We start from the raw sequence: 5204 nt of genomic DNA, 5'->3' as shown, positions 1-5204 counted from the left end.
TATTAGATTCTTCTGATTCCTTGCGTCAAGCCTGATTGAGATGCTCTTACCCTGTGATGTATAGCTTTTTTGGGATCGACAATAATGACTGTTCCTGCCAATCCTGTACAAGATTTCCAAGCCTCTTTCGGGATGATTTCATTTAGTTCTTCATCTGTGATACCTAAATGACCAGATTGCCAAAGCTTGTAGTAAGTACGGTAATAGTTTAATCTAAATAAAGAGGTTAAAGAGGCTGGGATATATTCAAATGGCCCGTGCTTTTCTTCAACATCATTTAAGTAAATAATGATTTTGATCATGCGGCGGTCTTCTGCATCTTTATGCCATAGTTGCGTACCAAACTGATTTTTATTAGGGAAATCTTTGCGGAGATGTACACCATGAAAAATGATTGGCAGACCAATGTAGCTTTCAATGATATTTAAAAGCCTTTTTTCGCTTCCCCAAGTAGCAAATTCAGGTAAATATGTAACTGTGTAAACTTGGGGAATTTTTTCATTTGAATCGTCATGATTGCCAGATTCCATTTGGGACGAATAACCATAAGCTGCCTTGAGCAATTCTGGTGTTGAATCGAATCCCAATTCAGCAAGTGTGGTAATATGAATACCATCACATTTAAGGTCATCAAGAATTTTGCGATCGCTTGCTTCTAATGCAGGCAAATTAGCAGCGTGTTTCAAAAGTGCTAATCTGTAAACGAACTCAGATCCCAGTGAAGATATTTTGCGTTTAATCTTGATCAGCATTGCATGACTACCTTTAGTACACTATCGGCTATTTTCGACTTGCTGCCTTAACTCTGCTCTGGGAAAAGTATCATCCCAGTATTGAGTGCAGAGTTCTGGTTTTTCAGGAGGGTTGGCGGTGTAACAGAAGAATAGTGTCAAGCGTTCTTCTGTGCGGACTGTGCCGTGATGCAAAGTATTTTTCGCATCTACAATTAAGACAGTACCTGCTGGGCCTGGGCAGGATTTCCAAGCTGATTTGGGGATGACTGTTTTCACTTCCTCATCATCGATGCCCCTATAGCCTGACTTCCAAAGTTTGTAGAACAGCCGAATATAATTCCAACTAAATAAGGAAGTTAAAGAGCGGGGAATGTATTCAAAAGGCCCAGTTTTTTCTTCAACATCATTCAAGTAAATAAAGATTTTGATAATGCGACGGTCTTCGGAATCGCCATGCCATAGTAGTGTGCCAAACTGATGTTTGCTAGGGAAATCTTTACGTAAATGCACACCGTGAAAAGCAATAGGCAGACCAATATAATTTTCGATGAGATTGAGAAGTCTTTTCTCCATTCCCCAGGCATAAAATTCTGGTAAACCTGTAACCGTGTAAATTTGTGGTAACTTTTCATCTAGATGGTCGTTGTTGGGATTTTCCATCTGAGACAATTGCTGGTGAGCAGCTTTGAGCATTTCGGAGCTAGAGTTGAAGCCTAAATCTGCCAGTGTTGTGACACAAACACCGTCTTTTTTGAGAGCCTTGAGGATATTGCGATCGCGCCCTTCCAATGCTGGCAGATTTCTGCTATGCTTCCAACGAGCTACATAATATTCAAAGTCAGCAGATAGTGTAGATAATTTGCGTTTAATTAGATTAAACATCTGGTAAACTCTTTCTAGTTTCAATGTCGATTTATCAGTAATTTAGTAACTTATGGCTTATAGTTCCGTATTTCTTGAGCAGGTATTTCACTTGATTCTGCTAAACTAAATTCTTTAGAAATCATCACGTCAAAAGCACATAAACCAACTAAAGCCAAAAATGGGACTACTGTCTGAATGGCAGACATAGGCCATCTTCTTAAAGCACCTAAGAAAACTTTCAAGTTGACTTCTTTACCGTTTTGCAAAAGCATCCGCCGACAAAACTGCTTAGAATATCCACTCTGTTCCAATTTCAAAATTACTTCGGGTATGTGTTTGTATTGCATTAAAAGTGCCGATTTTGGTTCTTTCTGCCAATAACTCACACCCACAACACATTCCAAATAAGTCTCTTTCGTGACAATTACACGACCATTAGAAGCACAATACCCGGCTAAATATGCTAAAGAGATCCAATTATTCTCAGCATCTTGCCAATTTTGTAGAGCGCGTTTCACTAAATCAGTGCGATAGATTGTCGCAGTCAGAAAAATGACTGCACCGACACTTTTTGAGAAACAATGCTCAAATATAGCTTTACCATCACCATCACCATCTTCATTATCTATATCAAACCAGCGATTACCAACAATTGTTGGTGGATGAACTGGTTCACCAGTAATTTGGTTCCGACCGGAAAAGTTGAGAAACAATAATGATAAATCTTCATATCGCTTAAGTTTGCTAATCACATAAGCAATGGCTCTATCTTGAATTGGGTCATCATCACCAATCGTCCAAACATATTTGGTTGTAGTAGAATTTAGGCAATACATAATATTTTTGACAACGCCTAAATTCTGAGGATTTTTATTTGATTTAAATGGGATATTGCTAAGGATTATTTGCCATTTTTTAATCGTATCCTGAGTATTGTCTGTTGAACAATTATCAGAAACTAAAATTTCACAATCATCTTCAAAACCTTTGATAGCTTGAGCTACCCATGCTAACTGTTTATCTAGTAATTCAGCACGATTGTAAGTCGGTATAGCAATGGTAAGTAATTTCTGCATGGTAAAAAATAGTAGTTAATAAATTGATATATGAATGGTTACAGGTTAGTCTCTAGCTGTTTGGGTGGAAAAAGAATTGCCCAAGCTGATATGCTTAACAAACGTAGGTAAGGAATAAATATCTTGATTGTCAATAAAGGCCAACGTTTTAAAGCACCTAATAGGATTTTCAAATCAGTTTTTTGATGGAAATTCTGCCAAATCATTTCCTGACAAAATTTATGAGGATATCCTACCTTTAGTAGTTTTATATAAACTTCAGGTATGTACGCATATCGCATTTTAAAGTTCCATGTTGGATCGAGATCCAAAAGACTAGCACCCATAGTACATTCTAAATAAGTGTCTTTAGTGACGATGACACTCCCATGAGCAGCGCAAAATGCAGTCCAATATGCTTGAGATGCCCAATTATTAGTAGCAGACGGCCATTTTTGGAAAGCGCGTTGCACTAAATTTGTGCGATAAATTGCTGCTGATATAAAAAGTACACCACCAAAGTTTTCATTCAGATAACTTTGAAATGCAGTTTTACCATCAACTTTTAGTTCGTCGTTATCGCTATTCAACCAGCGTTCGACAACAAGTTGACCTGTTTGTTTTTGACGACCAGAGAAGTTTAAAAACATTAGTGCTAAATCTGAATGTTTTTTTAGTGTTGTTAACACATAATCTAGGGTTTTCTCTTGAATTGGATCGTCATCACCAATTGTCCAAATATATTTACTAGTTGGAGCTTTCAAACAACAAGCAATATTACCCATTACCCCGATATTTTCACTATTCCTGTTTGATGTAAATGTGACATTGCTAAGAACGATCTGCCACTTTTTAATAATTTCTTGGGTATTATCTGTAGAACAATTATCAGAAATAAATATCTCACAATCAGACTCAAACCCTTTAATAGATTTGGCTAACCAAGTAAGTTGTTTATCTAAAATCTGGGCACGATTGAATGTAGGAATTGCAATAGTCAGCAATTTATTCATCTTCTGCTTTGTTTATTTAGCTTTTTCTCAAAATGTAGCGATGTAGTCCAGTGGCAATCTCTTTAACTTTCAGATGGCTAACTCGTTTACTAATGCTGAGAGGAAAGCCATAAAATTTAACTCGGTGATTGCAAATAATTTGATGGATGGAATAAGTCCGAATCAACGCTATTTGATTCGGAAGCTTAGATTCTTTTAGGACTTACGCAAGAGCTTTCTGAAACTCTTATTTCTCCGTGTCCTCTGCGCCCTCTGTGGTTCGTTTTTTCATGATTTTGCGTAAGTCCTGTCTTTGTCCGTTGCAGCTAGGCAACTTTAGCTATTTTTTATTCCAGAAGAAATCTTTGTCAATTTGCTCTGTGCGAATTAGATACTCTAGCTGTTTTAAGCGAGTAAATCCTCTAAACAAGAAAGTATCTTCAGCCATGTGTATCTGACTGAATAAATCAAATAGCTGCTGGGCACCAAGTCGGGCATTCCAATCACATTTAAATCCGGGTAGGATTGTGTTGATTTTCTCGAATGATACCCGATAGCTGCGGTTATCTGCGCCGTTGTCACCAAAGGACAATTTACAATCTGGGAAAACATCAGCAATAATTTCTGCGATTTCTTTAACGCGATAGTTATTTGCTGTATCTCCCACGTTGAAGATTTGGTTATGTACAATGTCGCGTGGTGCTTCTAAGGTACAGACTATTGCTTTGCAAATATCCAATGCATGGACTAATGGCCGCCAAGGTGTGCCATCACTAATCATTTTGATTTCTTTGCTAGTCCATGCCAACCCTGCTAAGTTGTTTAAAACAATATCAAAGCGCATTCTGGGAGAAGCACCAAAAGCTGTTGCATTGCGCATAAAGGTGGGAGAGAAGTCATCGTCAGCGAGTGGTCTGACATCTCTTTCTACGAGAGTTTTGCATTCTGCGTAGGCTGTTTGGGGATTAACTGGGGATTCTTCTGTGACATCACCTGCAGTAGCAACACCGTAGACACTGCACGAAGACATATATACGAAGCGACGCACACCCATAGCCTTAGCCAGACTAGCTAGACGAACTGAACCTACGTGATTAATTTCGTAAGTAATATTGGGCGCTAATTGTCCGGCTGGGTCGTTGGAAAGTTCTGCCATGTGAACTATGGCTTCAATACCTTCCAAATCATCAGGGGTGATGTTGCGGATATCTTTGTTGAGGGTTTTGGGTGTGACTCCACTAGGGTTGTACAGCCAACCAACTTTATAGAAGCCGGTATCTAGACCAATAACTTCATGTCCTCGTTCGATTAACAGAGGCGGTAATAACGAACCTAGATAGCCTTCTGTTCCAGTTACTAATATTTTCATTGTGGTTAATTCCTTTGTATTGATGAGTTAAATTTTTCGTTTAGCTGGACGCATAGATGTACGCCCTAAAGTGTGTTGCATCTAGAAGGAAACCGCTATATTTTTCGTTTGTAATAACTTGACCTCTCTCCTTTTAGGAGCTACGGTGTACACACATCTTTGTATAAAACCAAAATCGTTGAAGATCCCC

General features: G+C 38.4%; 5 protein-coding genes. All 5 read right to left on the bottom strand.

Features of this window, described 5'->3' with window-relative positions; genetic code table 11:
* Window positions 1-2: 2 nt before the first annotated feature.
* Complete coding sequence (locus tag ACM0OX_RS35025; protein WP_414519741.1) at window positions 3-752, bottom strand: phytanoyl-CoA dioxygenase; 750 nt, start codon at window positions 750-752, stop codon at window positions 3-5.
* Window positions 753-773: 21 nt separating this feature from the next.
* A complete protein-coding gene (locus tag ACM0OX_RS35020; RefSeq protein ID WP_414519740.1) occupies window positions 774-1616 on the bottom strand; it encodes a phytanoyl-CoA dioxygenase in 843 nt (280 codons plus the stop codon).
* A gap of 50 nt (window positions 1617-1666) precedes the next feature.
* Complete coding sequence (locus tag ACM0OX_RS35015; protein ID WP_414519738.1) at window positions 1667-2674, bottom strand: glycosyltransferase family 2 protein; 1008 nt, start codon at window positions 2672-2674, stop codon at window positions 1667-1669.
* A 38-nt stretch (window positions 2675-2712) separates the two neighbouring features.
* Entirely contained in the window at window positions 2713-3666 is a 954-nt protein-coding gene (locus ACM0OX_RS35010; RefSeq protein WP_414519736.1) for a glycosyltransferase family 2 protein, read from the bottom strand.
* 319 nt (window positions 3667-3985) lie between these two features.
* Entirely contained in the window at window positions 3986-5014 is a 1029-nt protein-coding gene (locus ACM0OX_RS35005; RefSeq protein WP_292738779.1) for an NAD-dependent epimerase/dehydratase family protein, read from the bottom strand.
* Window positions 5015-5204: the final 190 nt, after the last annotated feature.

Origin of the sequence: Nostoc sp. PCC 9305 (genome assembly GCF_963920915.1) — a bacterium.
Taxonomy (GTDB): Bacteria; Cyanobacteriota; Cyanobacteriia; order Cyanobacteriales; family Nostocaceae; genus Nostoc.
Note: the sequence above shows the minus strand (reverse complement) of the source record. Positions and strands in the feature narration are given on the sequence as shown.

Coding starts and splice junctions, on each gene's coding strand:
- ACM0OX_RS35020 (WP_414519740.1), bottom strand. CDS start 1,616: ATGTTTAATCTAATTAAACGCAAATTATCTACACTATCTGCTGACTTT.
- ACM0OX_RS35025 (WP_414519741.1), bottom strand. CDS start 752: ATGCTGATCAAGATTAAACGCAAAATATCTTCACTGGGATCTGAGTTC.
- ACM0OX_RS35005 (WP_292738779.1), bottom strand. CDS start 5,014: ATGAAAATATTAGTAACTGGAACAGAAGGCTATCTAGGTTCGTTATTA.
- ACM0OX_RS35010 (WP_414519736.1), bottom strand. CDS start 3,666: ATGAATAAATTGCTGACTATTGCAATTCCTACATTCAATCGTGCCCAG.
- ACM0OX_RS35015 (WP_414519738.1), bottom strand. CDS start 2,674: ATGCAGAAATTACTTACCATTGCTATACCGACTTACAATCGTGCTGAA.